The organism is Rhodococcus sp. 05-340-2, from assembly GCF_002258915.1.
Classification (GTDB): domain Bacteria; phylum Actinomycetota; class Actinomycetes; order Mycobacteriales; family Mycobacteriaceae; genus Rhodococcoides.
The window spans coordinates 1-24,226 of sequence record NZ_NOYU01000038.1 but is presented as its reverse complement, the minus strand read 5'-3'; the positions used below and the strand labels follow the sequence as shown (position 1 = coordinate 24,226).

General features: G+C 64.2%; 25 protein-coding genes. 16 read left to right on the top strand and 9 right to left on the bottom strand.

Features of this window, described 5'->3' with window-relative positions; translation table 11 throughout:
- Positions 1 to 10 precede the first annotated feature (10 nt).
- The 4 genes from CH271_RS22685 to CH271_RS22670 all read left to right on the top strand — a co-directional run bounded on the left by CH271_RS22685 (position 11) and on the right by CH271_RS22670 (position 2,683).
- Positions 11 to 568: a TetR/AcrR family transcriptional regulator gene (locus tag CH271_RS22685; RefSeq protein ID WP_094634946.1), complete on the top strand. Its 558-nt coding sequence runs from the start codon at positions 11 to 13 to the stop codon at positions 566 to 568.
- A gap of 115 nt (positions 569 to 683) precedes the next feature.
- Positions 684 to 1,169: a MerR family transcriptional regulator gene (locus CH271_RS22680; protein ID WP_094634945.1), complete on the top strand. Its 486-nt coding sequence runs from the start codon at positions 684 to 686 to the stop codon at positions 1,167 to 1,169.
- Positions 1,150 to 2,142: an aldo/keto reductase gene (locus tag CH271_RS22675; protein WP_094634944.1), complete on the top strand. Its 993-nt coding sequence runs from the start codon at positions 1,150 to 1,152 to the stop codon at positions 2,140 to 2,142. The genes CH271_RS22680 and CH271_RS22675 overlap by 20 nt, the downstream gene beginning before the upstream one ends.
- Before the next feature lies 1 nt (position 2,143).
- Positions 2,144 to 2,683, top strand: coding sequence for a cysteine hydrolase family protein (locus CH271_RS22670; RefSeq protein WP_170945827.1), 540 nt, complete (start codon positions 2,144 to 2,146; stop codon positions 2,681 to 2,683).
- Here the strand turns inward: CH271_RS22670 and CH271_RS22665 are convergent.
- The 7 genes from CH271_RS22665 to rpsF all read right to left on the bottom strand — a co-directional run bounded on the left by CH271_RS22665 (position 2,643) and on the right by rpsF (position 10,303).
- Complete coding sequence (locus CH271_RS22665; RefSeq protein ID WP_037195199.1) at positions 2,643 to 2,900, bottom strand: DUF3297 family protein; 258 nt, start codon at positions 2,898 to 2,900, stop codon at positions 2,643 to 2,645. The two genes, CH271_RS22670 and CH271_RS22665, sit on opposite strands and share 41 nt — an antisense overlap.
- A gap of 76 nt (positions 2,901 to 2,976) precedes the next feature.
- A complete protein-coding gene (gene dnaB, locus CH271_RS22660) occupies positions 2,977 to 5,523 on the bottom strand; it encodes a replicative DNA helicase (RefSeq protein WP_373453597.1) in 2,547 nt (848 codons plus the stop codon).
- Positions 5,524 to 6,139: 616 nt separating this feature from the next.
- Complete coding sequence (locus CH271_RS22655; RefSeq protein WP_094634941.1) at positions 6,140 to 8,419, bottom strand: SulP family inorganic anion transporter; 2,280 nt, start codon at positions 8,417 to 8,419, stop codon at positions 6,140 to 6,142.
- A 231-nt stretch (positions 8,420 to 8,650) separates the two neighbouring features.
- Positions 8,651 to 9,106 carry a 50S ribosomal protein L9 gene (gene rplI, locus CH271_RS22650; RefSeq protein WP_032378698.1) on the bottom strand — a complete coding sequence of 152 codons (456 nt, stop codon included), beginning with the start codon at positions 9,104 to 9,106 and terminating at the stop codon, positions 8,651 to 8,653.
- 15 nt (positions 9,107 to 9,121) lie between these two features.
- The gene (gene rpsR, locus CH271_RS22645) at positions 9,122 to 9,364 is read right to left on the bottom strand and encodes a 30S ribosomal protein S18 (RefSeq protein WP_032396926.1); all 243 of its coding nucleotides are present in this window, start codon (positions 9,362 to 9,364) and stop codon (positions 9,122 to 9,124) included.
- A gap of 42 nt (positions 9,365 to 9,406) precedes the next feature.
- Complete coding sequence (locus CH271_RS22640; protein ID WP_037195207.1) at positions 9,407 to 9,958, bottom strand: single-stranded DNA-binding protein; 552 nt, start codon at positions 9,956 to 9,958, stop codon at positions 9,407 to 9,409.
- Positions 9,959 to 10,015: 57 nt separating this feature from the next.
- Positions 10,016 to 10,303: a 30S ribosomal protein S6 gene (rpsF, locus tag CH271_RS22635; RefSeq protein WP_008711385.1), complete on the bottom strand. Its 288-nt coding sequence runs from the start codon at positions 10,301 to 10,303 to the stop codon at positions 10,016 to 10,018.
- A gap of 161 nt (positions 10,304 to 10,464) precedes the next feature.
- On the opposite strand from rpsF, the gene CH271_RS22630 reads away from it, so the two are divergent.
- The 3 genes from CH271_RS22630 (at position 10,465) to CH271_RS22620 (ending at position 13,125) form a co-directional block, all read left to right on the top strand.
- A complete protein-coding gene (locus tag CH271_RS22630) occupies positions 10,465 to 11,868 on the top strand; it encodes a glycosyltransferase family 87 protein (protein ID WP_094634940.1) in 1,404 nt (467 codons plus the stop codon).
- Positions 11,869 to 11,889: 21 nt separating this feature from the next.
- A complete protein-coding gene (locus CH271_RS22625; RefSeq protein ID WP_094634939.1) occupies positions 11,890 to 12,588 on the top strand; it encodes a response regulator transcription factor in 699 nt (232 codons plus the stop codon).
- Positions 12,589 to 12,759: 171 nt separating this feature from the next.
- Complete coding sequence (locus tag CH271_RS22620; RefSeq protein ID WP_094634938.1) at positions 12,760 to 13,125, top strand: helix-turn-helix transcriptional regulator; 366 nt, start codon at positions 12,760 to 12,762, stop codon at positions 13,123 to 13,125.
- A gap of 9 nt (positions 13,126 to 13,134) precedes the next feature.
- Here CH271_RS22620 and CH271_RS22615 read toward each other — a convergent pair whose 3' ends face one another.
- Positions 13,135 to 14,232: a DUF475 domain-containing protein gene (locus CH271_RS22615; protein WP_037195213.1), complete on the bottom strand. Its 1,098-nt coding sequence runs from the start codon at positions 14,230 to 14,232 to the stop codon at positions 13,135 to 13,137.
- A 92-nt stretch (positions 14,233 to 14,324) separates the two neighbouring features.
- Complete coding sequence (locus CH271_RS22610) at positions 14,325 to 14,900, bottom strand: TerD family protein (RefSeq protein ID WP_027495074.1); 576 nt, start codon at positions 14,898 to 14,900, stop codon at positions 14,325 to 14,327.
- Between the two features lie 220 nt (positions 14,901 to 15,120).
- Here CH271_RS22610 and CH271_RS22605 point away from each other — a divergent pair, with 220 nt between their 5' ends.
- The 9 genes from CH271_RS22605 to CH271_RS22565 all read left to right on the top strand — a co-directional run.
- Entirely contained in the window at positions 15,121 to 16,206 is a 1,086-nt protein-coding gene (locus CH271_RS22605; RefSeq protein ID WP_037195637.1) for a hypothetical protein, read from the top strand.
- A gap of 23 nt (positions 16,207 to 16,229) precedes the next feature.
- On the top strand, positions 16,230 to 17,378 hold the full coding sequence (locus tag CH271_RS22600) for an HpcH/HpaI aldolase/citrate lyase family protein (protein WP_094635079.1): 1,149 nt from the start codon (positions 16,230 to 16,232) through the stop codon (positions 17,376 to 17,378).
- Positions 17,375 to 19,708 carry a phosphoribosyltransferase gene (locus tag CH271_RS22595; protein ID WP_094634937.1) on the top strand — a complete coding sequence of 778 codons (2,334 nt, stop codon included), beginning with the start codon at positions 17,375 to 17,377 and terminating at the stop codon, positions 19,706 to 19,708. Before CH271_RS22600 ends, CH271_RS22595 begins: the two co-directional genes overlap by 4 nt.
- Entirely contained in the window at positions 19,705 to 20,508 is an 804-nt protein-coding gene (locus CH271_RS22590; RefSeq protein WP_179274775.1) for an HAD family hydrolase, read from the top strand. Before CH271_RS22595 ends, CH271_RS22590 begins: the two co-directional genes overlap by 4 nt.
- A 39-nt stretch (positions 20,509 to 20,547) precedes the next feature.
- A complete protein-coding gene (locus CH271_RS22585) occupies positions 20,548 to 21,930 on the top strand; it encodes a PPE domain-containing protein (protein WP_094634936.1) in 1,383 nt (460 codons plus the stop codon).
- A gap of 17 nt (positions 21,931 to 21,947) precedes the next feature.
- Positions 21,948 to 22,679: an ESX secretion-associated protein EspG gene (locus CH271_RS22580; RefSeq protein ID WP_179274774.1), complete on the top strand. Its 732-nt coding sequence runs from the start codon at positions 21,948 to 21,950 to the stop codon at positions 22,677 to 22,679.
- Positions 22,680 to 22,763: 84 nt separating this feature from the next.
- Positions 22,764 to 23,363 (top strand): hypothetical protein, encoded by a 600-nt coding sequence (locus CH271_RS22575; protein WP_256986509.1) that lies wholly within the window; start codon positions 22,764 to 22,766, stop codon positions 23,361 to 23,363.
- Complete coding sequence (locus CH271_RS22570) at positions 23,363 to 23,590, top strand: helix-turn-helix domain-containing protein (RefSeq protein ID WP_032378705.1); 228 nt, start codon at positions 23,363 to 23,365, stop codon at positions 23,588 to 23,590. Before CH271_RS22575 ends, CH271_RS22570 begins: the two co-directional genes overlap by 1 nt.
- A 90-nt stretch (positions 23,591 to 23,680) precedes the next feature.
- Positions 23,681 to 24,226: TerD family protein (locus CH271_RS22565; RefSeq protein WP_256986508.1), on the top strand; the 546-nt coding region annotated here is incomplete at its 3' end.

Below are 24,226 nucleotides of genomic sequence, written 5' to 3'. Positions count from 1 at the left end.
CAGTCAACTCATGGCCCGTCCCCTCGATCATGACAAGCGTGCCGAGCTGCTCGGCCGCGTCGTCGACTACATCGGCACCCATGGTCTCGACGACTTGACACTTCGCCCGCTCGCCGCCGAACTCGGTACCAGCTCTCGAATGCTGATCTACTACTTCGATTCTCGTGAGAACTTGATCGTGCAGGCATTGACCAGCCAGCGACCGGCGTTCGCCGAAATGTTCGGCGACGTCGACACTGCCGACCAGCTCGAGACACGATTGCTCGAGTTGTGGAAGTCCATGTCCGACGGTGGCGACGAGGTCAGCTCACGAATCCTGATGCAGGTCATCGGCATTGCGTCCATCAAGTCCGGCGTACTCGCGGACGTCGCGCGCGACAGCGTTCGGGCACTGACCGACGCTTTGGCCGCAGCGATGGCCCGTTGTGGGATGGACTCGTCCACGGCCTCAGTGCAGGCGACAACCGTGGGGGCCGGATTCCGAGGGCTGCTGCTCGACCGTTTCACCACGGGGGATTCCGAACGCACCGATGCGGCCGCCGCCATGCTCTTTCGCGGGCACACCTGAGCGTGGACGAGGCAGCTCTCGCGAGAAAAGTACGACTCGATCCACCGGACAAGTGTGTGATCGTTGCCGATTTCGGCTTGCGTTGGAGTGCACTCGAAGACGTAGCGTCTGGTCCATGACCGCAGCACCGCATTCACCGGCCGCGACCGATACCGAGGACGTGAGTATCGGAATCGCCGAGATGGCCGAGTCCTCGGGGCTGACGCAGGACACGCTGCGTTGGTACGAGCGGGAGGGCCTGATACCCGAGATCCCTCGCACGGCGATGGGTAGACGCGCGTTCAGCCCGCGACTGGTCGCACTCGTGCAACTTCTGGTTCGTCTTCGGTCGACTGGGATGCCCACGGCCGATATGCGCCGATTCGTGATTCTGGTGAACCTTGGCGCGTCCACGCATCAGGAAAGGATCGACATTCTGAGCGCGCACCGGGTACGGGTCGACGAGAAGCAACGTCGGCTCGCCGAAGCGCGGTCCGCGCTGGAAACGAAGATCTCGCACTACGAGGACCTGATCGCACAGGGTCGCGACTGTAATGGTCTTGCGGTCATACCCCCATCAGTCAACGAGCACAGGAGCATTCATGTCGATTCCCACTCGTAACGTCCCGGCACTCGGACGCAATGTCGGTGCCATCGGCCTCGGTTGCATGGGTATCAGCTGGGCCTATACCGGTGCCGATACCTCCTCGGACACTGCCGGTGCACCGATCCTGGCGCACGCCCTCGCGTCGGGTATCGACTTCTTCGACACCAGCGACGCCTACGCCGCCGGACACAACGAGAGGGTCGTCGGCCGCGCTCTGGCCGGGACGAATGCAGTGATCGCCACGAAAGCCGGATTGGTCGGGAACACCGACGGCGGTGCGCCTGTCCTCACCCGAAACGGGACGCCGGAACACCTCACGCAGGCCTGCGACTCGAGCCTGCGGAACCTCGGTGTGGACACCATCGATCTGTACTACCTCCACCGCGTCGACGACCAGGTGCCGATCGAGGACTCCTGGGGAGCCCTGTCCGAATTGGTGGCGGCGGGCAAGGTGCGCACCCTCGGTCTCAGCGAGGTCACCGTCGAGCAAGCACGGGTGGCCCACAGTATTCATCCGGTCGCTGCGGTGCAGTCCGAACTATCTTTGTGGACTCGAAACGCATTGGGGCAGGGCACTACACACGACGGTGACCCCGTGGGAAACATCGTGGAGTGGACGGGTGAGAACGACGCGGTGTTCGTGCCGTTCTCGCCTCTGGGTCGAGGATTCCTCACCGGTTCACTCGACACCGCCGCACTTCCGGCGACCGACATGCGGTTGGCGCTTCCCCGATTCTCCGGAGTTGCGGCCGAACAGAACCGATCGATCGTCCAGGTGGTTTCCGCGGTTGCATCGACACACGACTCCACCCCTGCCGCTGTGGCATTGGCCTGGGTACTCGCCCAAGGTCCCCATGTGATTCCTATTCCCGGAACCACCGATATCGGACACTTCGACGCCAACCTCGCGGCACTCGAGCTTCAGCTCACCGCGCAGGATCTCATCGCGCTCGACGATGCACCCACCGCAGTCGGATCTCGCTACTGACATGACGCGAACGGCGCTGTTGGAGATCGACTTTCAGCCCTGGATCATAGAGCTCGGACACGACCCCGGCGCATTGGCTCGCGCCGGATCGGTCCGTGACGCTCAGCGTGCGGCGGGCGCACTGGTGGTGTGTACTCGATATCTGAGCCGCGATGCTGCCGATCCGCTGCGTTCCGACCCGGCGAGCGACGGTGCCCGCTTTCACCCGTCGATGACGCCTCTGCCGGGAGACCTCATCGCAACGAAGTTCGACCGCGACATCTGGTCCAACCCGGATCTGGACGCTCAGCTGAGACTTGTCGGAGTGCAGCACCTGATGATCACCGGGTACCTCACAGATTTCGGGGTTCGGATTGCCGCCGAACGCGCGTGTTCATTGGGCTACCGCGTCACGGTGCACTCCGCTGCCTGCGCGGGATCGTCCGAAGACGAGCATCAGCGGGCCCTCGAATCCATAGCGGCAGCCGGGGCTACCCTCGACGGGACCCCGGCGAAGCCCGCTACTTCGCGTCGCGGAAGTACGGTTCGACAGTGCCCTTGAGCTTGACGAGCATGGGATTGCCGTAGCGATCCTTCGCGGTGGGGACTTCGACTCGCACCCAACCCTCGGTCACGTTGTACTCGCGAACACTGGTCTTCTCGACGCCATTGAAGCGAATACCCACGTCCCGGCGAAGAACCTCTTCGTTGTAGAAGGGGCTCCGCGGATCGATCGCGAGGTGATTCGGTGGAACGTCTGCGTTCTGGTCCTCGGGCATGATTACTTTCTTCGATTGCTGCGTTGGGTGCTTGGTTGGATCCACAGAGAGAATACGCGACCCAGCGCTGTCGGCCCTAGCCCCGCGCCATGTCCACGAATCTCGACAGGTGAAGCTGGTGCGCCACAGTGATTGTCGCGGTCGGACCGTTACGGTGCTTGCCGAGAATCAAGTCGGCCTCACCGCCACGGGGGTCGTCGCGCTCGATTGCGTCGGGGCGGTGCAGCAGAATGACCATGTCGGCGTCCTGCTCCAGTGAGCCGGACTCACGAAGGTCCGAGACCATCGGCTTCTTGTCGGTTCGCTGCTCCGGGCCACGGTTGAGCTGGCAGACCGCGACCACCGGGCATTCGAGTTCCTTCGCCAACAGCTTGAGCTGACGGGAGAAGTCCGAGACCTCCTGCTGACGCGACTCAACCTTCTTGCCCGACGACATCAGCTGAAGGTAGTCCACCACAATGAGTTTCAGGCCGTTGCGCTGCTTGAGGCGACGGGCCTTGGCGCGGATTTCCATCATCGTCAGGTTCGGAGAATCGTCGACGAACAACGGCGCTTCGCTGATCTCGCTCATTCGACGGGCCAGCTTGGTCCAGTCGTCGTCGGTCATCTTTCCCGAACGCATGTCGCCGAGCTTGATCTTCGCCTCGGCGGACAACAGTCGCATGACGATCTCGGTACGACTCATCTCCAGAGAGAAGATGACACTGGGCATGCCGTGCTTGATGGAGCACGAACGCATGAAGTCCATAGACAGCGTGGAGTTGTGAGTCGGAATCATCGACTCGCTGGCGAGATACAGATGCTCTGCGTTGTCGACCTCGACACAGCGAACCGGAACCGAATCGACTCGGCGAACGTCGACGATGAATCGGGATCCCGACCTCACGGTAGATCCGGCAGCGCGACGTTCCTTGTGCAGTATCTGCTTCCGGTGCAGACCGAACACCACATCGTCCGTCGCGAACGTCAGAGTGAACGCCGTCGACGACGCTTCGCTCCGACCTCGGACCCTCTTGGTCGACAATTGCACGCGATAGCCCAAACTGACGATCAGCTCCCGCACGCCACGAACGAGTCGTTCACTGGTCACCGAGAACTGAACCGATCCGCCCGCGGTCACCGTGCCGTCGGTGTCGAGGAGTCCCGCCAACAACGCACGTCGTTGGGCCTCGGAACCACGGAGGTAGTCGATGGGTACATGCTTGTCGCCCAGTACGCCGATCGTCCGTAGTCGCGCCTGCACGGTCCCGATCGAGCTGCGGCATGCCTGGCAGCGGTGCAAACCGGTCGTCACCTTGCCGCAGTCGATGCATGTCGGTGCAGCGACCGGAGCGGACATGAAGCGCGCTTTGCCTCCGCACGATTGGCCGCAGGTACGCACATTGAGCGGAAACGGCACGAACTGCTTGCCGCAGACGACACAGTCCTTTGCCTCTACGACCTCGGCAGGAAGTTTGATCGAGTATCGGAGTGCGGCTTTCTCCGACGCCACCACGTGCAGACCTTCGCCCTCTATTCGGGCGATGATTTCAGGGTCAGCGCTGGTGATCTGCGCGCAGGCCGACGTTCCATCTCCCAGCCATGCACCTATGGTGTACGGCGGCACCAGAAGCTCACGCTCGGGCAGCTGAACGGCCTCGGTATTGGTGACCGAGTGATTGATGCGTGCATCTTTCGTCGGACAGCGCACCGAGTTCGCGATTTCTTCGGTGGTGCGCACAGCAGCGAAGGTTTTCTGATTACGAGTCCGGTTGTAGTTGACCGCCGCAGCTTGTGCCGACTTGCGTGACGCCCTGGTCTCGGTCAACCACTGATGCTCAGCGTCGGCGACGATGACTGTGCCGTCGGAGAATTCGACTTCGTAGCACGGTCGATCGAGCATGACGTCCGTGGCCGCCACGACTCTGGTCGGCATGCCGTGGGCATCGATGAGGTGGTCACCCACCGCCACCTCGCCCATCGTGGTCCAGCCGTCGGGCGTCGGAAGCGGCGTGTCGAGGGCGAGCGCCTTACCAACGCCAGGTCTAGCCGCCACGATGATCATCTGACCCGGGTGCAGGCCGTTGGTGATTTCGTCGAGTTCGGCGAATCCTGTTGGTACACCGAGGGATATGCCGCCACGGCTGGCGATGGAGTCGATTTCGTCCATCGTGGGCTGCAGCAGTTCCTCGAGGGGGAGGAAGTCCTCGGAGGTGCGGCGTTCGGTGACCTCGTACACCTCGGCCTGCGCGCGGTCCACGACCTCGGCGACGTCCTGTCCGTCTGCTCCGGCGTAACCGAACTGCACGATGCGAGTCCCGGCCTGAACGAGGCGGCGCAGAATCGACTTCTCCGCGACGATCTCGGCGTAGTACCCGGCATTGGCTGCCGTCGGCGTCGTCTGTGTGAGGGTGATCAAGTACGGGGGGCCGCCGATGCGCTTGAGCTCACCGCGACGATCCAGCTCGGCCGATACGGTCACCGGGTCGGCAGGCTCACCGCGGCTGTAGAGGTCGAGGATCGCGTCGTACACGTTCTGGTGAGCCGGCCGATAGAAATCGCCGGGACGAAGCACCTCGAGCACGTCGGCGATGGCGTCCTTGCTCAACAGCATGCCGCCCAGCACGGACTGCTCCGCGGCCATGTCCTGCGGGGGCTGGCGACCGAAATCCTCGCCGGGTCCCTCGCTGGACGAGGGGCCGGAGTAGTCGGACTGTCCTCGATCGTCCACAACTGCCACGCGAACCGGCCGTCCTCTCCCCATTGTCGTCGGCATCGTCGGATATCACCCGGCGGTGCGGTGTAGCAAGTTCTACCCCCGGGCACCGACAAGCTTTCTCGGCACCGGATTCGCACTGTCCCGTCGCCGCTGCACGGCATCGAGAGAGACGCTGCACGGACGTTAAGCGCTATCGGCAGGAGTCACAACATGGCTTGTGGACGAATCTGTGCATGAAATGTGGATGGTGTTGAACAACCGTGTTGACCGTCTGGGGATAACCTGGGTATAACTTTCCGAGTTTCTCCCTTTTCGGCAGGTCAGAGCGTGTACATAAAGTTTTCTTCCTGTGCATCGATTCTGGATCGGCGTGTCGGCCGAATTGACAGCTCGGGCGTGTTGAGTAAATACCAGGTGAACCCGAGGGTGAACTGGGTCACAGCGACTGGGAAGCCTCACAGAAACAGACCAACGTCCCGTTCAAGCCCGAGGGGCCCGATTCCGGGCTTGGAATCGGGCCTCTCGATACTGCCGACGAAACTCAGCCGACCGTCTCCTGCGGGCACTTCGCCGGGTCCAGCACGGTGACCTCCTTGGTACCGATCTGAAGCACTCGTGCCGAGGGAATGTCGAAGAACAGTCCGGTGATTCGCAACCGCCCCTCGGCGTTGGCTCGGCCTACGACGCGATGACGAGTGAGCGTCTGCAACTGCACCGCCACGTTCACCATCGCGAGTTGATCCGCCTCACCGAAGCCGAGCTCCGCCGCCTGACGACCCACCACATGCCCGCTGCGGTACGCGTCGAGGCTTGCCATCCCGTACCCCAACCATTCCGCGACGGACGCGTCCGCAGCGTTCTCCGGCCCACTCAGCACCGCCTTCATGGCACCGCAGCCCGAGTGCCCGCACACCACAACCGACGAGGTGCCCAGCTGATCGACACCGAAGGCCAGCGCCGCCTCCACCGAGCAGTCCTGCCCCTGAGTGGGCACGAGGTTGCCCATGTTTCGGACGGTGAACAGATCTCCTGGGCCGCTGCTGGTGATCGTGTTCGGCATGACGCGCGAATCCACACAGCACAGAAAGAGAGTGTCGGGATCCTGGTTGTCGGTCAGACCCTCGAGGTGCGGACGTATGTTGGGGGCGTGCGTGCGGTGGTACTCCGCCACCCCGCTCAACACCGGCCGCAGAGCAGCAGGCGAATCTTCCTGCGCAACATCGCTCTTGAGCTGCCATGCGCGCCACGGCGCCAACGAGCTGCGTACCGTCGCGGATCCGCGCTTGGGCGGACCCTGCGCAGCAGCCGCCATCGAGGCGGTGCCCACCTCTTCGACCTTCACGGTGCCGCCGCCGAGTTCGTGCTGACGCATCCACTCGTTCAGGGCGTCGTGCACGGCGTGATCGAGGAAGTCGACGCCCAGATGCACGGTGACGGCGGTGCCTGCGGGCACTGTGGAGAGCACGTGCGTCAATCGAGGGAGCGCAAGGAAGCTCAACGAACCCTCGGTGGTGACGCGCCAGGTGCCGTCGACCGTTTCCTCGGCCCTGACCTTTGCCCACACGACACGGCGCAGCACGAGGATGATCGACAGTGCCAAACCGATCAACACACCCTCGAGCAGGTTGAGCGCCACCACTCCGACGACCGTGACCGCGTAGACCGCGATGTCTCCGGTCTTGTTGGCAATCTTGATGTCCGCCAGCTTGATCAGCTGCACACCGATCATCACCAGCAGTCCGGCCAGAGCGGCGAACGGAACCAGTTCGACGATCGAGATGAACAGTACCGAGAAGATCAGAATCCACACGCCGTGCAGAATCGCCGATGCACGAGACTTGGCACCGACCTTGACGTTGGTGGCACTGCGCACGATCACGCCGGTGATCGGCAGACCGCCGATGGCACCGGAGGCCATGTTGCCTGCGCCCTGAGCCATCAGTTCCCGGTCGAAGTTGGTGCGCTCACCGCTGTGCATCTTGTCGACGGCCACCGCGGAGAGCAAACTCTCGACACTGGCGATCAACGCGATAGTGATGACGCCGGTCGCGAAAGCACTCCACTGCCCGTCGGGCATGATCGGGAAGCTCAGCGATTCGATCAGGTTGCCGGGCAACTCGATTCGTTCGACATCGAGGGAGAAGAAGATCGAGACCGCGGTGGCGGTGACCACCGCGACCAGTGCGGCCGGCACCTTGGTGACCTTGGCCAGCACGCCGGACAACCCGCCCAACCGTGGCCAAGCGAACATCAGCACGACGACGATTCCGCCGACGATGATCGACGGCCACTGACCGTTCGCGACGGACGTGGGGATGGCCAGAATGTTCTGGACCGCCGAACTTTCGGATTCTCCTCCGAGGAGTACGTGAATCTGTTGCAGTGCAATGGTTATACCGATTCCGGCGAGCATCGCATGCACCACGACCGGCGAGATGGCCAGCGCACTGCGCGCAATCCGGCTCATTCCCAGAAGAATCTGCACAGCACCGGCCAGGACCGTGATGGCGCACGTTACGCCCCAACCGAATTGGTTGACCAGCTCGGCAACGACGACGGTCAGGCCTGCTGCCGGGCCGCTGACCTGCAGCGGTGATCCGCCGAGGATCCCGGCGAGGATTCCGCCGACCACCGCGGCAATGAGACCGGCCATGATCGGCGCACCCGATGCGACGGCGATACCGATCGAAAGTGGCACTGCAACAAGGAAAACGACCAGCGAGGCCGGTACGTCGTATTTCAGGATCGACCCGAAGCGAGACTGCGACTCGGATCGGGTCTCGGGACTGGGGTCGGAATCGGGTTCCACGGTCGTGGTCACGGCGGCGTTCCTCCGGGCGTCTAGGCGTCAGGTGATTCGTCGAGCTGGTCCTGCTGTTGTGTCGCCCCTCAGCAAAGGTTACGCAAAGCTCTGCCCATAGGCTCCTAGAGAGAGATCCTTCACAATTCGGAAACCGTTGCGGCAGTTGAATTTTGTGAGAAGACACGAAAAAGCCCCACGAACCCTTGGTTCGTGGGGCTTTCCGGTGCCGTAACGGGCCGAAAGCTGAAATCAGCTTCCGACGACCTCCAGCTTGAACTTGGCGGTCACGTCGGGGTGCAGGTTCACGACGATGTCGTGCTTGCCCGTGCTCTTGACGTGAGCCTTCGGCAGATCGATGCTGCGCTTGTCGACGACCGGGCCACCGGCAGCCTTCAGAGCAGAAGCGACGTCCGACGCGGTGACCGAGCCGAACAGCTTGCCCGAGTCGCCCGCGGTCTTCACGGAGAGCGTGACGGCCTCGAGGCCTTCGATGGCCTGCTTGAGCTCGTTGGCGTGCTCGAGGCCGCGGACGGCACGAGCTTCCTGAGCGCGGCGGATGCCGTCGACCTGCTTCTGAGCTCCACGGGTGGCCTGGATGGCCAGTCCGCGGGGCAGCAGGAAGTTACGGCCGTAGCCGTCCTTGACCTCTACGGTGTCGCCAGGCGCACCGAGGTTGTCCACATCAGCGGTGAGGATCAGTTTCATACCAATCGCCCCTTTCTATCGAGCCGTCGCGGCGTAAGGCAGCAGTGCTACCTCACGCGAGTTCTTCACGGCAACGGCCACGTCACGCTGATGCTGGACGCAGTTGCCGGTGACACGGCGAGCGCGGATCTTTCCGCGATCGCTGACGTACTTACGCAGCAACGTCGTGTCCTTGTAATCGATCGACGTGTTCTTTTCCTTGCAGAAGGAACACGCTTTCTTCTTGAGCACCTTGTCGCGCAATGGCGGTTTGGGCATGGGTCTTTCTCCGTTACATCTGGTTGTTCTCGATCGAAGGATCTAGAACGGTGGCTCTTCGTCTCCGCCACGTCCGCCGAAGGAGCCCGACGCCGCCGGGGCACTGCCCCAGGGATCGTCTCCACCGGAACCGGAGTTGGACGAGGAGTTCGAGCGGCCGCCGCCCGATCCGCCGGAGGAACCGGAGCCGGAGCCGGAGTTGAAGCCGCCTCCGCCGCCACCTCCACCGCGATTGGCCTTGTTGACCTTTGCGGTGGCGTAGCGAAGTGAAGGTCCGATCTCGTCGACTTCGAGCTCGACGACTGTCCGCTTCTCACCTTCACGCGTCTCGTACGAGCGCTGCCGCAGCCGTCCGCTCACGATCACTCGCGAGCCTCGGGTCAAGCTCTCGGCAACGTTCTCCGCTGCCTCGCGCCAGATGTTGCAGCGCATGAAGAGCGCGTCGCCGTCTTTCCACTCGTTCGTCTGACGATCGAATGTGCGCGGGGTCGATGCAACCGTGAAGTTGGCAACCGCCGCACCGGCGGGGGTGAATCGAAGTTCTGGATCAGCCGTCAAGTTTCCGATGACGGTGATGACGGTCTCGCCTGCCATGGTTCCTCTTTCAGTAGTAAGCGTTGTAGATGCCAGCCTAGAGGCGGGCAACGACAATTACTTGCCCTGTCGCAGGACCTTCGTACGCAGAACGGACTCGTTGAGTCCGAGCTGACGATCCAGCTCGCTGACGGTGGCAGGCTCGGCGTTGAGGTTCACAACGGCGTAGATGCCCTCGGCATGCTTGAGGATTTCGTAGGCCAGACGACGCTTGCCCCACACATCGACCTTGTCGACGGTGCCGCCATCCTTGCGAACGACGTTGAGGAACGTATCGAGCGACGGAGCGACAGTGCGCTCGTCCAGATTGGGGTCGAGAATGACCATCAATTCGTAATGACGCATAAGACCTCATCACCTCCTGTGGACTAGTGAAAACGGCCACGGACTGTCCGTGGCAGGAGGGTCGTTGCGTCAGCAACCCCTCGAAGATACACGACAGGGCCCTGACCTGCTAATTCGCGTCGGGCGCACGGTCCGGCGTTCGCGCGTCATAGTCTTGCACCATGCGATCCGGGGTCCGCGCCAATCCGATGACGGTCGTCGTGGTCGTCGCGATGGCTGCGGTGGGATTGATTCTGGGGTATCTGAACAAGGCCCGATGCGCGGTCGCGCCGTTCGACGCCTCCGGCCGCAGCACGGTGTTCGACGCCATCAAGGATTCCTCGGTCTGCTACTCCGACATCCAGTTCCTGTGGCTCGGCCGAGACATCGACAATCACATCTTTCCCTACATCCACGGGGCCATCACCAGCGACGGGATCCTCACGGGCGGGACGGTGGAGTACCCCGTCCTCAGCGGGTTGCTGATGTGGCTCGGAGCCATTCCCGCCCACACCGATGCACAGTTCCTGTTGACCTCGGCGTTGATTCTTGCGCCGTTCGGTCTGCTCACCGCCTGGATGCTCGGCCGAATGGCGGGCTGGTCCGCCTTGCTGTGGTCGATCGGACCGCCGCTGGTGATGTACGCCTTCCACAACTGGGAGCTTCCCGTCGTGGCCACCGCCGTCGGCGCGATCTTCGTCATGACGCTGCCGATGCCACTGCGGCGCAGAGCGATTCTCGCGTCGGTGCTGCTGGCCGTCGGCTTCTGCCTCAAGCTCTATCCGGGAGCATTCGTGTTGCCCCTGATCGCGTACGTGGTCACCGGCGGCATCGACGGGCGCGAGTCCGCCGACACCGCCGAAGGTCGCTGGGACATCCGCGGCGGCCTGATGGTTGCCGGCGCTGCGATCGGCACCGTCGTCGCAGTGAATCTGCCGTTCGCAGTGCTCGGTTACGAGGGGTGGCGCGCATCCTTCACATTCCAGTCGCTGCGGCAGGCAGACCTGACGACCAACTCCATCTGGTACTGGGGGCTGCGCCACTTCTACATCAGCGACCAGATGACTCCCGATGCCTACGCCGAGGCCGAGGCATCCTTCCAGGACGTGGTCGACGTCGCGTCGCCGCTGCTGGTGTTCGCCGCGTTCGCTCTTGCGCTGTGGCTCGGCTGGCGTCGCGCAAAGGTCGACGGGACGTACCCGTGGGTCGCTGTGAGCGGATCGATGCTGTGCGGGTTCATGCTGCTGCACAAGGTGCACTCGCCGCAGTACACGCTGTGGCTGCTGCCCTTCCTGGTGCTGCTTCGCGTCCCGTGGGGACTCGTCGCCGCGTATCTGCTCGTCGATCTGTCGATGGGAATCGGCGTCTTCAAGTACTTCGCCGCGTTGGCCTCGGGTGCCGATGCCAACGACGAGGAGTTCTTCGTTCTCGTCGGGGTGTGGGGACGAGCGCTGCTGCTGATCGTGCTGTTCGTCTTGTTCATCCGAGCGCACGCGCGGATCCCGTCGAGCGACGAAACCGACCCCGAGTCGGTAACGTCTCGCCGGCCGGCATCGACATCGTTGACGACATCATCGGGGCAGTAGGACGCACAGTGGGGCGGGGACATGACGCAGGCGTCACGATCGCAGGGGAACACCGGGGAGCAGATCACCGAAGTACGACGCGTCGGCCTCGTCGAGGACCACGAATCGGTAGCGCTCGGACTCAAGGCAATGCTCGCGGACGAACCCGATCTGGAACTGGTGTCCACCGCCGCCACGGTCTCTGAGTTGCTCGCCCAGCAGCAGACATTCGATCTGGTCGTGCTCGATCTTCGTCTCGGTGACGGTTCGTCACCCCGCTCGAACGTGGAGCAGTTGCACAATGCAGGCGCGCGCGTCCTCGTCTACACCGGTGCCGAGAACGCCTTCCTGGTTCGCTCGGCAGCCCGTGCAGGCGTGCTGGGCGTGGTCCGAAAGTCCGCACCCGCAGCGGCGATCGTCTCCGCGATCCGACGCGCAGCGAGCGGCGGGCAGGTCGTGACGACGGACTGGGCTGCCGCGATCGACGGCGATCCGCAGCTCCCCGACGTCGGACTCAGTCCACGCCAGCGCGAGGTACTCGCCCTCTACGCGTCGGGCGAGAAGGCCGGACGCGTCGCCCGCCTGGCCGGACTGTCCGAGCAGACCGTCAACGACTATCTGGTTCGGATCCGCAACAAATACGCCGAGGCGGGGCGTCCGGCACCGACGAAAACCGATCTGTACAAGCGAGCGGTCGAGGACGGCTGGCTCCCGATGCCCGAGCTACCTCCGCAGGATTGACTCGACGACGGCGGCCCTGCTGTGGTTCATCCCACAGTCTCGGCACGAGGGAACGCATGGTTGACGGTTCAATGCCCCTAATAGTCAGGGCAGAAAACCTGCCAATTACCTGTGAGAATCGTTCTCATTGGTTTAGTTGGTCTCAACCCACTTCGGCGCCCGGGAGATCTGATGTCCGCTCTGCTCGACCCCATGCCCTCCGAGAGCGGCTCATCGCTCCCGGTACCGCTTCGCTCACGTGGCCCCATCAGCCTGGTTCCACCCCCCATGCAGATACACCCCGTTCCCGCCGCCGCGAGCCCGTTCCCGCCCCGACCGGATCTGACCGACCGCGAGATCGAGGTCCTGCTCTGCTGGATTCGACACGATTCGAAGACCGAAGTGGCGAAAGCACTGTTTCTCTCGCTCGGCACCGTCAACACCCACCTCACCCGCATTCGGGCCAAGTACACCTCTGTCGGGCGCCCGGCACCGACCAAGGCAGGGCTGGTGGCACGGGCCCTCCAAGACGGACTGGTGGATATCTCGGAGCTGTGAGACCGCCGGTCAGACGCTGACGGCGGTCTCCACGCCTTCCTTCTCGAGACGCTTGTTGCGTCGGATGCTGCTCAGCAGAGCGGCTCCGATGAACAGGATTCCCACGAAACCGGTGATCAGCTCGTTGATGTGCACACCGATCGAGACCAGCAGGATGATGGACAACGCACCGATCGCCCAGTGCGCACCGTGCTCGAGGTACACGTAGTCGGACAACGTTCCCTTGCGAACCAGGAAGACCGTGATCGAGCGGACGAACATCGCGCCGATGAAGCCGAGGCCGAGCGCGATGATGATGGGGTCCGCGGTGATGGCGAAGGCACCGATGACACCGTCGAACGAGAAGGACGCGTCGAGCACCTCGAGGTAGAGGAACAGGAAGAACCCGGCCTTACCCGTCGCCTTCGCCAATTCGCTCGGACCGTTCGAGGACTCCTCGCCCTCTTCTTCGACGTGGAAGAGCTCACCGAGTCCGTTGACCGCGATGTACGTGATCATGCCGAGCACGCCGGAGACCATGACGGTGGAGATCTTGTCGTCGTCGGCGAGGAATTCGGCGCTCAGTACCAGCAGCAGGCCTGCGACGACCACGGACAGCTGATCGAGCCGGCCGATGCGAGCGAGGGGCTTCTCGAGCCAGCTCAGCCAGGTGATGTCGCGGTCCTCGAAGATGAAGCCGAGGAAGAGCATGAGCAGGAACATGCCGCCGAATGCAGCGATCTGCGGATGCGCGTCGGTGAGGAGCGTCTCGTAGCTGGGCGAACCGTCCGGGAAGGTCGCGGCGCCGTCTGCCGGCGGATTCAGCGCCAGATCGATGGCGGCGACCGGACCGAGGCCCGACGCAGCCCAGACGATGACCAGCGGGAACAGCAGCCGCATACCGAACACGGCGATGATGATGCCGATGGTGAGGAAGATCTTCTGCCAGAACTCGCTCATGCGTCGCAGCACGGTGGCATTGATGACGGCATTGTCGAAGGACAGCGACACCTCGAGCACACCGAGGATGAGGACGAGGATCATCGCCTCGATCCCGCCGTACAGGAAAGCCACGATGACGGACACGATGGTGACCGCGATCGACCATCCGAAGATCTTCACAACCACAGTCGTGGCCCTTCTCGAGACTAAAGACGGAAAAACCCCCGCCCATCATGAATGACGAGGCGGGGGTACTCCCAATCTTGAGAGGGTCTTTACTACACGTTTACTCCGAAATCGCGTGCGATTCCTGCGAGTCCGGACGCGTATCCCTGACCGACTGCGCGGAACTTCCACTCCGCGCCGTTGCGGTACAGCTCACCGAAGACCATCGCGGTCTCGGTGGAGGCATCCTCGCTGAGGTCGTAGCGAGCGAGCTCGGAGTTGTCGGCCTGGTTGATGACGCGGATGAACGCGTTGCGCACCTGACCGAACGACTGCGAGCGTGCGTCCGCATCGTAGATCGATACGGGGAAAGTGATGGTCTCGATCTCCGGCGGCACAGCGGCGAGATCGACCTTGATCTGCTCGTCGTCTCCGTCGCCCTCACCCGTGGTGTTGTCGCCGGTGTGCTCGATGGAGCCGTCGGGAGACTTCAGGTTGTTGAAGAACACGAAGTGCCCGTCGCTCAGGGCCTTCTTCGTCGAGTTCAGAGCGATGGCGCTGGCGTCGAGATCGAAGTCGGTGCCGGTCGTCGTGCGGATGTCCCATCCGAGACCGACCACAACCGCGGTCAGGTTCGGAGCTGCCTTGGTGAGCGAGACATTGCCACCCTTGCTGAGGCTGACGCCCATGGAGAGGTCCTTTCGCAATTGGTTTCCCGTTACGGGTTCAACCGTAGTGGGAATGTCCGGTTCTTGGACGTACTCCGCCAACGAGTACGACATCGCCAGGGTTCCCGTCAGTACTATCGAACAGGTGACAAGTCGCTGGCCTGGGGTGTTCCGCCGGGGTGCCGAAGCGGACGCCGCCGCGCGTCGTTCCCAGGACAACGCTGTCGCCGCGTTTCTCGACATGGACAAGCGTCAGTCCATCGCCTCGGCGGGCGTCGAGGCCTCCACCGCACTGCGCCCCCAGGATCGACTCGCGGGCCGATGGACCGACACCGAGAAGCAGTGTTTCGACGCCGGAGCCGCCTACCTCGCTGCCGTCGAGCAGTTCGACGGAATCACCACCCCGGCCGCCAGATCGGCCTTCGACCGAGCGACCGCGCTTCTGCACGATGCCAGCACTGCCGTGGACCGGTTCTACGACGCTCATCGAGGCACCCTCGAGCAGGCCTCCGCTCAGTTCGCCGCCACCCCGCGCCTGGTCCAGGACGCCTTGGCCGAGGCCGACGCAGCCCGATCCACCGTCGACGAACAGTTTGCCGGCTACCCATCACTCCGGCAGGCGTGGCGCGAACTCGATTCGGCAACAACGCAATTACAGGCCGACCAGCGTGACCCCCTGCGTGCCCGAGAGCACGCCGCCCTGGTCCGTGACCGAGCCGCCGCACTGCGGGCTGCCGTGGACTCGGCCCCGGGACGTCTTCAGGAGGCCAAGACGGCACTGGCCTCGGTGCGCACCCGAATCGAAGCCGTGCGAACGAGATCCGAGGGCATTGCCCCGGCATTCTCGAGTCTGCTTCGGGAGTTCAACGCCAAGAGCTCGGCAGACCTGTCTCGCAACGAACGGTCGAGTGCGCGTCACATCGAGCAGGCCGACGAGGATCTGAGCGCGGCGCGTTCGGCACTCGGTGCGGGCAATCCCGAACACGCACTGGATCTGGTGACCCAGGCGCGCCAACACCTGAGCGATGCCGAACAGCTGGTCGACGCGGTCACCGACCGAGTTCGGCTACTGCGCGCGGTCAAGGCCGATCCGAAAGAGACCGAGAACAAAGTGCGGTTCAAACTTCGTGACGCTCAACAACTCGCGATCAATCGCGGTCTGGTTGCCGAATGGGGCTCGGTGTTGGATGCTCAGCTCGCCCGGATCGACAGGGCGAGCACGGCGCTGACGGGTACCCATCCCGACTACTGGTCATATCTGCAGGATCTGGATACCATTTCGGACTTCATCGCAGGCGTGATCGACCGCATGCGTACCTCGCACTGATCACATTCACACGAAGGACAGTGGTGCAACACTTTCGCCATCTCGACGCAGACACCCGTGACCGAGTGTTCTTCCTGCAGCCGGAGGACATCGAGACGAGCGACGGAAACGACCTCGTGGCAACGGCTCTCGGCGCAACGCTGTACATCCCGGCGACGCGTCCCGACCTGACCGCGACGGTGAACAAACGCACCGACGAGGGTGTGCGGTCCATCGTCATCGATCTCGAAGACGCTGTGGCGGACCATAATCTGGAAGAAGCGCTGGCCAACACCGTGCGAACTCTGAACGAACTCTCGGGTTCGAGATCGCTCGTGTTCGTTCGGGCTCGTACCGCCGCGCACATCCGCAGCATCTGCGCCGGCCTCGACCACGGTGCCGCCGGGCTCGCGGGATTCGTCGTACCGAAGTTCACGGCAGCACGCGGAGCCGAGTCCCTCGACGAGATCGTCGCCGCATCGAAGGCACACGGCACCCGTCTGTTCGCCATGCCCGTCCTCGAATCCACGGAGGTGGTGCACCGGGAGACGCGCGACGCGGAACTCGTTGCCATCCGTGAACTCCTCGGCCGCTATCGCGACACGGTGCTGGCGGTGCGCATCGGGGCGACCGACATGTGCGGGACCTTCGGCATCCGCCGCGACCGCGACCTGACGATCTACGACGTCCGCGTCGTCGCCGACGTCATCAGCGCGATCGTCAATCACCTGGGCCGGTACGACGGATCGGGATTCGTCATCACCGGACCGGTGTGGGAGTACTTCGCAGACCACGAACGCATGTTCCGCCCCCTGCTGCGTCAGACGCCGTTCGTCGACCAAGAGGCCGTACGCTTCCGCCAGCAATTGGTCAGCAGCGACCTCGACGCCCTCCTGCGCGAGGTGGCACTCGACCGTGCGAACGGCATTCAGGGCAAGACCGTCATCCACCCCTCGCACGTGCCTGCGGTGCACGCACTGTCCGCAGTGACGCACGAGGAGTACCACGACGCACTCGACATTCTCTCGTCCGACCAGGGCGGCGTCCAGGCATCCGGCTACCGCAACAAGATGAACGAACTGGGCCCGCACCGCAATTGGGCGAAGCAGACGATGGTGCGCGCCAAGGCGTTCGGCGTCACCAACGAGGGGATCACGTTCGTGGATCTACTGACCGCACTGGCACAGCGATGAACGCGAATCCGGCCGACGGCATCGTGCTCACCGACACCGGCTCGTCGTCGTCCTGGACGGCAACACAATTGGTGCGTCCCGGTCTGCGTCGCAACCCCCGCCGCGCCCACCTGCTGGTCTCGACGGTGCTCGGCAAACACATACCCGTCGACCCGGACGTCGTGATCGCCGCCGGCAACGAACTGGCCGCTCTGGTGCGCACCGCGGTGAACGGTTCCGATGTCGACGTTCTCGGATTCGCAGAAACGGCAACGGGATTGGGCCATACGGTTGCGACGGCTCTGGGCGCACACTGCTACCTGCACTCGACGCGTCGCCCCGTTCCCGGCATGACCGTGCACGGCGAGTTCGAGGAGGGTCACTCGCACGCCACCGACCACCTGCTGATGCCCACATCGGCCGACCTGCTCGCCGGCGACCTGCCGTTGATACTCGTCGACGACGAGATCTCGACCGGAGCGACCGCGTTGGATGCGTTGCGACAGATTCACGCGTCGGCCGAGCGCGCGCACTACGTCATCGCCTCCCTGGTGGACATGCGCACCGCCGAGCATCTCGCTGCTGCCGCTGCGGTGGCAACGGAACTCGGCGTTCGAATCGACAACGTGAGCCTGGCGCAGGGATCGGTCGAGCTGGAGCAGGGTCTGGTGGAGACGGTGCTGGACCTACCCGATCCGGTGTTCAATCCCACTGCTGCACAGCCTGGTTCGGTTCGTCGAGTCGACGCCCACTGGCCGGCGACCCTGCCCGACGGCGGCCGCCACGGATTCCTCCGATCCGACGCGGCAGGTTTCGACTCCGCGATCGACGATCTGTCGGCCACCGTCGCTGCAGCGCTCCCCGAATCGGCACCGGTGGTCGTCATCGGCCACGAGGAGCTGATGTATCTGCCGCTTCGACTCGCGGCGGCACTGCAGAAGCGGGGACACCGTGCCCTGTTCCAGACCACCACCCGGTCACCGGCATACGTTCTCGACGTGCCCGACTACCCCCTGCGCCGCGGCTTCGAATTCGCCGCGCCCGAGGACGAATCGGGACTGCGCTACCTCTACAACGCGTCCGGGCCGCACGAGGCGACACTGGTGCTCGTCGCCGACGCCCCCGCCGACACCGACGCCCTCGCGGCAGCCGCCGAGACTCTCGCCGCGTCGGGCACCGACGTGCTCCTCGTGGTCGTGACCGGAGCCGACCCGGTGGCGCTCGAGGTCTCGCGGCGGGCACAACCACTCCGCGGACCCGAGTTCGGCTCCTACGCAGCGGACGAAGTCACCTGGCTGCTCAAGGACCTCTCGTCGGTCTCGCTCGAAGCAGGAATCGAAGAGCGGGAGAAGCGCATTCAGGCCGGTGACGCCCACTACGCCGAATCGCTCCCGGTCGAGTACCAACCGGATCTCGCCTACCGCGAACTGTTCGAGAAGGTGCTGCAGGACAGTGCATCGCGGCTGGCGGTCGCGGTCGGAACCGTCACCGAGGTCGTGCTGGCCGAGCGCGGCCACGACATCGCACTAGCCTCGCTGGCCCGCGCGGGCACCCCCGTCGGAATTCTCATGCGCCGCTGGGCCTTCGCAGCCCACGGCATCGAAATTCCGCACTACGCCGTCTCGATCGTGCGCGATCGAGGTATCGACGCCGTCGCACTGCGCTACCTTGCCGAGCACCACGACTCACGCTCGGTGGTGTTCGTCGACGGCTGGACCGGCAAGGGTGCGATCGCCCGCGAACTCACCGCCGCACTCCGCGACTTTCCCGGAGCCGAGTTCGACGACGACCTCGCCGTGCTCGCCGATCCGGGCAACTGCGCGCGCACGTACGGCACCCGTGACGACTTCCTGATTGCGTCGGCCTGCCTCAATTCGACTGTGTCGGGCCTGGTTTCACGTACCGTGCTCAACGACGAACTGATTCGCCCCGGTGACTTCCACGGCGCGAAGTACTACGCCGATCTCGCGCCCGACGACGTCTCGCGTCACCTGCTCGACACCGTCGCTGCACGTTTCGAAGACGTCCGGGAGGAGGTCGCCGCCTCGGTGACCGCCGTGCTCGCCTCCGACCGAACCCCCACCTGGACGGGATGGGCATCGGTGGAGAAGGTCCGCGAGGAGTACGGCATCTCGCACGTCAATTTCGTCAAACCCGGCGTCGGCGAGACCACTCGGGTGCTGCTGCGCCGTGTCCCGTGGCGGGTGCTGGTGCGGGACGCCGATGCGCCCGAGCACGAACACATTCGGATGCTCGCCGCGGCCAGGGGAGTACCGGTGGACGTGGTTCCCGACCTCGCCTACTCCTGCATGGGGCTGATCAAGAACGTCTCGAACGCGGACGCGTCGTGAGCTCTCTCGTCGCGGTGGATCTCGACCGTACGATGATCTTCTCCGAGGGCGCACTCGGTGTCCCCCTGGACGATTCGTTCGAGTGCGTGGAGATGTACGAGGGAAAGCCACTGTCCTACATGAGCTCTCGCTCGATTGCACTTCTTCGAGAGTTGAGCGAGACCGTGATCGTGGTGCCGACCACCACGCGAACCATCGAACAGTTTCGACGGATCGCGCTGCCCGGCGCACCCTGGCGATACGCCATCACCAGCAACGGCGGCAACATCCTCGTCGACGGTGAGCCGGACATGCATTGGCGCAACGGGTTCGCGTTGGATCTGGCGGGCATCGGTGCAGAGTTGAGATCGCGGGTCTCCGAGGACTGGGTCCTCAAGTACCGCGAGGCCGACGGCCTGTTCTGCTACCTGGTGGTGAACACGGCCGCTGTGCCCGAGGGCTTCGTCGCGGAGTGGTCGCAGTGGTGCGCCGCTCGGGACTGGAACGTCTCGCAACAGGGGCGCAAGATCTACACGATGCCCAACGCGGTGTGCAAGAGCTCTGCGGTGGCCGAGGTTCGGACCAGGCTGATTCAGGACGGCACCCTCGACGCCGATGCCCGAGTCTTCGCCGCCGGTGACGGGGCGCTCGACGCCGAGATGCTCATCGCGGCCGACGCTGCGATCCGTCCTCGGCACGGTGAACTGGAGCTGCTCGGCTTCACCCGGCCCGGGTTGACCGTCACCGACTCCTCCGGCGTCCGGGCCACCGAGGAAATCCTCGAGTGGCTGCGGAACCGAACCGCCGTGCGCCGCGTCTAACTGTTCGTCGGGGAGACAGACGCGGGGCAAGGGGTGGGTATGACGGATCCGTACGAGGAACTCGCAGCGACGATCGACAAGATCGTCACCAGTACGTTCGTGACGCCGGTGGGTCCCGAATTTCTCGACTCCGTTCTGGACGCGGCATTCGAGAAGGCGAACGTGGCCCTCGACTACCGCGGCGAGTTCGAGCCGACCGAAGTGGTCATCACCGAGGCGTTCGAGGTGATGCCGCACGAGCAGATCGTGACCATGGTCGAATCGCTGGGAACCGCCACCATCGTGAACTCGTCCAAGAACTGGAACGACTTGTCCGCTGCCGCAACCACCGGATCCGACGGATTCCGTTCCGGCATCGAGGCGGCCATGACGTCGGGCTGGTCGGGACCGACAGCCGACGCCGTCCGCGGCGGTGTGGGCAACTACGTCTCGTCCGCGACCGCGCTGTCCACCTCGATGAGCTTGATCAGCAACAAATTGCTCGAGGCGCACTCCGGCTTCACGCAGACACAGTCGCGGATGCCACCGGTGGTTGCGCCCGGAAGCAGCATGATCGATGCCCTTCTGCCCATTCCCTTCGCCGCGAAGGATGCAGTGTCGGCCCGAGAGGAGCAGCAGGAAGAAGCACGCCGAATCATGCGCTCGGTCTACGTACCAGGGGTATTGCAGTCCGATTCCCAGGTCCCCGTGCTACCGGCGGCGCACAACCCGGTCGCTGACGGTGGCGGTTCCAGCGGAGGCTGGGGACTCGGCACCTCCGCCGGAGGCGGAGGTGGCGGTGTCGGGTCGACCTCCGGCACCACCGGCGCGGACGGAGGAGATTCGGCGGCCCGGACGGCTGCAACACAGGCGCAGGCCGGCTCCGCCGAGGCTACCGAAGCGGGTCGGAGCGGTACTGCTGCGTCGGAGCAGCCCGGGTCGAGCGGTTCGGGTTCCCTGCCTCCGGCCGACAACTCCGGTGAAACACGTGCCGCAGCGGCCACCGGGCCGGGTGCTTCCGGCGGTGGTACGGGTTCCGGGGTCGGCGCTGGTCCCGGCGGCGGCTACGGCGGAACAGGACCGGGCGGCAGCGGCTTCGCCGGATCCAATGGATCGGGCTACGGCGGCGGTGCGGGATACGGAGTCGGATCCGGAGGCAGTTCCGGTGCCGGATCGGGTTACGGCGGATCGGTTCTCGGCCCTCCGATCGGTGGCGGGGCGGGCGGCGGGGCAGGCGGTACCGGTGGTCCCGGCAGCGCAGCTGCGGCGGCCGGGCGCGCGGGAGCGCACGGCATGCCGGGAATGGGTGCCATGGGCGGTGCGCGCGGTGCCGGCGACAACGACGGCGAACACGCAACTCCCGGTTACCTCGTCGACGTGAGCAACGGCAGCGAATTGATCGGCGATCTGCCTCTGGTTGCACCTCCGGTACTCGGCGGCTGACGATGACGAGCTGGACCATGCCCGGCATCGACTTCATGCTGCTGTGCAGTCGATTCGGACGCGACCGACTGCCGTATCCCCTGGCGGTCACCATCGACGTCGAGACCGTGGACGAACTCCGACAACTGCGGCGGGAGGCGTCGGCGAGGATCGACGCGATGATGGACGAGAAGCTCGGCGCAGCTGTTCGGACCATCGTCGACCCGATCGTTCGTATCGAATGTCGAGGCGAGACAACCGATTCCCGCTACGGAATCGTCCGCAGCCACGCAGCGATTCGTCACGACACGGCCGCGGTACTCACCCAGGAGCCGGGGCCCGACGCCTCCTCCGGCGGTGCCGTCACCATCGAACTGACCGAACCCGCCCACGCCCCCGCCGTAGCTCTCGGATCCGTACCCACTGTCACTGCCGGCCACCGACCGGCCGAGCGACTCGAACGTGCCACTGCTGCAGCGACTTCGGGCGGATCGCATCTGTCCACCGCGACCCGGGGTGCGACGGCGGACGAGCAGTTCCGGTCGTTCTTCGACCGCCCACGGTCTGCAGTCGGCGAGATCATCGTCGCGCGTGGCAAGACCTACGACAACCGCCGCGACACCGATGCCGTCTCGTTCTTCTGGATGGACTTCGAGCAGGACGGCCGGTACATCGTGCACTCCGCACCGACGATCGACATTGCGCCGGCCGATACCGCCGGCCTGGCGTCGGAAATCGAGCGACATGTGGCGGCTGCTCTGAGGCGGTGAACACGGCCGGCCCTTGACACCCTATCGATAAGCGATAGGTTATCGATATTCGTTGTTATCGACTATCGATATGGAGGCGGCGGGATGGCATACGGACTGAGCTCGATGCGGACGAACAAATGGTCGATGGTGTTCTATGCGGCACTGGCCGTGGGCTGGTCCGGCTGGAAAATGTGGAAATACCACTCCTCGGACTACGTCGTCGCCACGGTCGAACCCGAATCGAACACACCGCCCGTCGAGTTGTTCGGGGGCCAGTTGCAACCGGGAAACTCGGTCGAGCTCAGTGTTCCGAAGGCCGAGATCACGCGGCTGCTGGGCTTCATCGACGTGATGCGCTACGGCGCAACCGTCGTCGGTCTGGTCATCATCCTGGTGGGTCTGCTGTTCTTCTACCGCTTCTGCAACCGCGTGATTGCGGGGAATCCCTTCACCAACGCCGCGCGCACCGACGTCGTGCTGATCGGCGTGTGCATTCTCGCGTACCCCATCATCACTGGGTTCATGAACATGCTCGGCACCAACAGCGTCGTCGGTGCGCTCGAGCTGAGCACGACCATCGACACTGCGCGGCCTGTCACCGGTCTCTGGATCGCAATCGCCGTGTCGACCTTCCTGCAGTTCGCCTACGCCGCCATCACCCAAGGCACCAAGCTCGCGCGCGATGCCGATGGTTTGGTCTGATGGCGGAGGAATTCGTCGACCACCTCGTCGTCTGCCATCTGGGCGAGATTCTCGACGCCCGCGGAATGACGCTCGCCGAGCTCTCGCGTCTCGCCGGGGTCAGCGTCGTCAATCTGTCGGTGCTCAAGAACGACCGCGCCAAGGCCATCCGATTCTCGACACTCACCGCCGTCTGTCGCGTCCTCGGCTGCACACCGGGCGACCTGTTCACGCTCCGCCAGATCTGACCGCCACCGAATCGCAGCCACACCAGTCGGACAAATCGAACAAGTACATTGGATGACGGTAACCAGCACTTCGAGAGAGAGTCCACCACATTGTCTGCTCCGGCCGGTCAACCGTTGTCCAAGGGTCAGAACGGCCCCCTCACCGTCGGTGACGTCGTCGTCTCCATCGCATTGGCCGTACCTGCGGACCTGTCTGCGCTGCTGGTCACCGACGCCGGAAAAGTACGCACCGACGCCGATTTCGTGTTCTTCAACCAGCCCACCGGCCCCGGCGTGCGCCTCGAGCCCGGTCAGGGCGGACCGGCCCGGCTCGCCGTATCGCTCGCTGCAGTTCCCGCCGACATCGAGCAGATCCGCGCCGTCATCACCCTCGACGACGCGTCGAGCAACTTCGGTCGATCCGCCGCTCCCGTCGCGCGAGTGAGCGACGCAAGCGGAAATGTGCTGTACGAGTACACGATCGACGGTTTGAGCTCGGAGTCGATCGTGATCGCGCTGGAGATCTACCGCCGACAGGGAAGCTGGAAGGTGCGAGCCGTGGGGCAGGGTTACGCGGGCGGGTTCGCCGCGTTGGTGACCGACCACGGTGTGTCCGTGGACGACGCTCCTGCTCCTGCCCCGACACCACCTCCCGCC

What these genes read in the sequence shown, in the direction of transcription:
- CH271_RS22580 (WP_179274774.1), top strand. Translation starts at nt 21,948, where the DNA reads ATGCCCGGCATCGACTTCATGCTGCTGTGCAGTCGATTCGGACGCGAC.
- CH271_RS22620 (WP_094634938.1), top strand. Translation starts at nt 12,760, where the DNA reads ATGTCCGCTCTGCTCGACCCCATGCCCTCCGAGAGCGGCTCATCGCTC.
- CH271_RS22665 (WP_037195199.1), bottom strand. Translation starts at nt 2,900, where the DNA reads ATGCCCGAGGACCAGAACGCAGACGTTCCACCGAATCACCTCGCGATC.
- CH271_RS22640 (WP_037195207.1), bottom strand. Translation starts at nt 9,958, where the DNA reads ATGGCAGGCGAGACCGTCATCACCGTCATCGGAAACTTGACGGCTGAT.
- CH271_RS22680 (WP_094634945.1), top strand. Translation starts at nt 684, where the DNA reads ATGACCGCAGCACCGCATTCACCGGCCGCGACCGATACCGAGGACGTG.
- CH271_RS22670 (WP_170945827.1), top strand. Translation starts at nt 2,144, where the DNA reads ATGACGCGAACGGCGCTGTTGGAGATCGACTTTCAGCCCTGGATCATA.
- CH271_RS22570 (WP_032378705.1), top strand. Translation starts at nt 23,363, where the DNA reads ATGGCGGAGGAATTCGTCGACCACCTCGTCGTCTGCCATCTGGGCGAG.
- dnaB (WP_373453597.1), bottom strand. Translation starts at nt 5,523, where the DNA reads ATGGCCGCGGAGCAGTCCGTGCTGGGCGGCATGCTGTTGAGCAAGGAC.
- CH271_RS22585 (WP_094634936.1), top strand. Translation starts at nt 20,548, where the DNA reads ATGACGGATCCGTACGAGGAACTCGCAGCGACGATCGACAAGATCGTC.
- CH271_RS22605 (WP_037195637.1), top strand. Translation starts at nt 15,121, where the DNA reads ATGGACAAGCGTCAGTCCATCGCCTCGGCGGGCGTCGAGGCCTCCACC.
- CH271_RS22685 (WP_094634946.1), top strand. Translation starts at nt 11, where the DNA reads ATGGCCCGTCCCCTCGATCATGACAAGCGTGCCGAGCTGCTCGGCCGC.
- rpsF (WP_008711385.1), bottom strand. Translation starts at nt 10,303, where the DNA reads ATGCGTCATTACGAATTGATGGTCATTCTCGACCCCAATCTGGACGAG.
- rplI (WP_032378698.1), bottom strand. Translation starts at nt 9,106, where the DNA reads ATGAAACTGATCCTCACCGCTGATGTGGACAACCTCGGTGCGCCTGGC.
- CH271_RS22625 (WP_094634939.1), top strand. Translation starts at nt 11,890, where the DNA reads ATGACGCAGGCGTCACGATCGCAGGGGAACACCGGGGAGCAGATCACC.
- rpsR (WP_032396926.1), bottom strand. Translation starts at nt 9,364, where the DNA reads ATGCCCAAACCGCCATTGCGCGACAAGGTGCTCAAGAAGAAAGCGTGT.
- CH271_RS22675 (WP_094634944.1), top strand. Translation starts at nt 1,150, where the DNA reads ATGTCGATTCCCACTCGTAACGTCCCGGCACTCGGACGCAATGTCGGT.
- CH271_RS22610 (WP_027495074.1), bottom strand. Translation starts at nt 14,900, where the DNA reads ATGGGCGTCAGCCTCAGCAAGGGTGGCAATGTCTCGCTCACCAAGGCA.
- CH271_RS22575 (WP_256986509.1), top strand. Translation starts at nt 22,764, where the DNA reads ATGGCATACGGACTGAGCTCGATGCGGACGAACAAATGGTCGATGGTG.
- CH271_RS22595 (WP_094634937.1), top strand. Translation starts at nt 17,375, where the DNA reads ATGAACGCGAATCCGGCCGACGGCATCGTGCTCACCGACACCGGCTCG.
- CH271_RS22630 (WP_094634940.1), top strand. Translation starts at nt 10,465, where the DNA reads ATGCGATCCGGGGTCCGCGCCAATCCGATGACGGTCGTCGTGGTCGTC.